2 protein-coding genes are annotated in these 1,671 nt (G+C 30.9%); one reads left to right on the top strand and one right to left on the bottom strand.

Annotated features, from left to right (window positions below; translation table 11 throughout):
* On the top strand, nt 1-319 hold a 319-nt coding region (locus tag CN514_RS22795; RefSeq protein ID WP_141529496.1), incomplete at its 5' end, for an RNA-guided endonuclease TnpB family protein.
* A gap of 359 nt (nt 320-678) precedes the next feature.
* On the opposite strand, the gene CN514_RS22790 is transcribed toward CN514_RS22795, so the two are convergent.
* Nucleotides 679-1,416, bottom strand: a complete 738-nt coding sequence (locus CN514_RS22790; RefSeq protein ID WP_141529495.1) for a glycine-rich domain-containing protein — start codon at nt 1,414-1,416, stop codon at nt 679-681.
* Between the last annotated feature and the right edge of the window lie 255 nt (nt 1,417-1,671).

Raw genomic sequence — 1,671 nt, 5'->3', positions numbered from 1 at the left:
TCTAATCTGTATCGAAAACCTGAATACGAAAGGAATGTTACGTAATCACAAATTAGCCAAATCGATTTCTGATGTATCATGGTCTGCGTTTGTAACGAAATTAGAATACAAAGCTACATGGTATGGTAAAACAATCATGAAAGTAAGTAAATGGTTTCCATCCAGCCAAATATGTTCTGATTGTGGGCACCAAGATGGCAAGAAATCCCTTGTAATCAGGGAATGGACCTGTCCTATTTGCCATCAACATCACGATCGAGATCTAAATGCCAGTAAAAATATTCTAGCTGAAGTCTTACGAACATTGGCTTTGGCCTAAGTAATCATAGAACCGTAGGAATCTACGGGGATAGCTTGGTAAATAAGAGAAACCTCTGCTGGCAAAGAAATAACACTAGCAAGTATGCTTAGTTCCCAAGAATCTCCCACTTCAAACAACCTGTAAGAGTGTTAAGTGGCGAGTAGTTCAATATTGTAAATAATGGAGAATCGGCCCATAATTTTTGGTTAGCAATTATTATTTTAGTGCTAACAATTAGTTATATTATTTTACCTTTTGGGGAAACGAGAAATGAGGAAATTGATCCTAAATAAGAGCAGAAAAAGATTACTAAAAATAAAGCAGTTTAACCCAACCTTAAGGTTGAGTTATTGTAAATATACGTGGACGACAATAGATCAACTTGAACAACCAGAACTTGAGTAACTTGAACTAGAACACGAAGAGTTAGAACTAGAACATGAAGAGTGCAAGTTATGATGATGACTATCACTCTTGCTTGAACAATCATTTGAACTTTCATTTAATGCAAAAAAAGTATTTGTAGCTATAAATGTTGAATTAATATACCCATCATCTGATTTTTTGCTAGAAGATGAACGATTAGTTGAACTTGGGTAAGATTTTTGTGATTGGTGTTTAGTTCTTGCTTCTTCAATTTCTTTTTCTACTAAATTTTTTTGAATTCTAGCAAACTCGTTTAAAAACATATTTTTAGTTTGTGAGTTTAAATGTGAAACGAAACTTTTTGTTTGAATTGTTTTGCTAGATAAATATTCTTGAACTTTAGTATTTTTATCATTAACAACTAAATTTCCTAAGACATAGGTATTAACAGATGTCGTTTCAAACAAAGTATTATATAACAAATTGTAAACAGCTCTAGCATCAGCTCTATCGGTTATAGTTACATTATCTTTATGAACATTTGGTTCATGGTGTATCATTTCACTACAAAAAGCATTGCAGAAGTTATGATAACTTTTCGTAAATAAAATCATTTCGTGCCAGATTTTATCAACTTCTTGACTATACATTGGAATGTTTTCAAAGATTGCTGCCATTAAGAAAAAGCGCTTTAATTCCCTTTCAATAAAGGAATACTTTTCATTACTCCAACCTTCTTTTTCAATCACTCTTTCTTTAACATTAGCCAGGAAATCCATTTTCCATGCGTTTTCTAGTTTAGAAACTAACGATAAATTAGCGAAGTTGGAATTTAGATTTAAATCGTTTGCAATAAACTGATTAGAAAGTTCGTTATAGTATGCATTATCATTATTTAAATTCTTTTAAAAAAATCTTTCGAAAAATTTTTTCATATAAACCTCCTTTTATACAATTATATAATTAAAAAATTAACAAAAGAAGAAAATTGTTAAGATTAGGAA

This window comes from Bacillus sp. AFS001701 (genome assembly GCF_002559405.1).
Taxonomy (GTDB): domain Bacteria; phylum Bacillota; class Bacilli; order Bacillales; family Bacillaceae_G; genus Gottfriedia.
The sequence above is the reverse complement of the archived record's forward strand: the minus strand, read 5'-3'. Positions and strand labels throughout refer to the sequence as shown.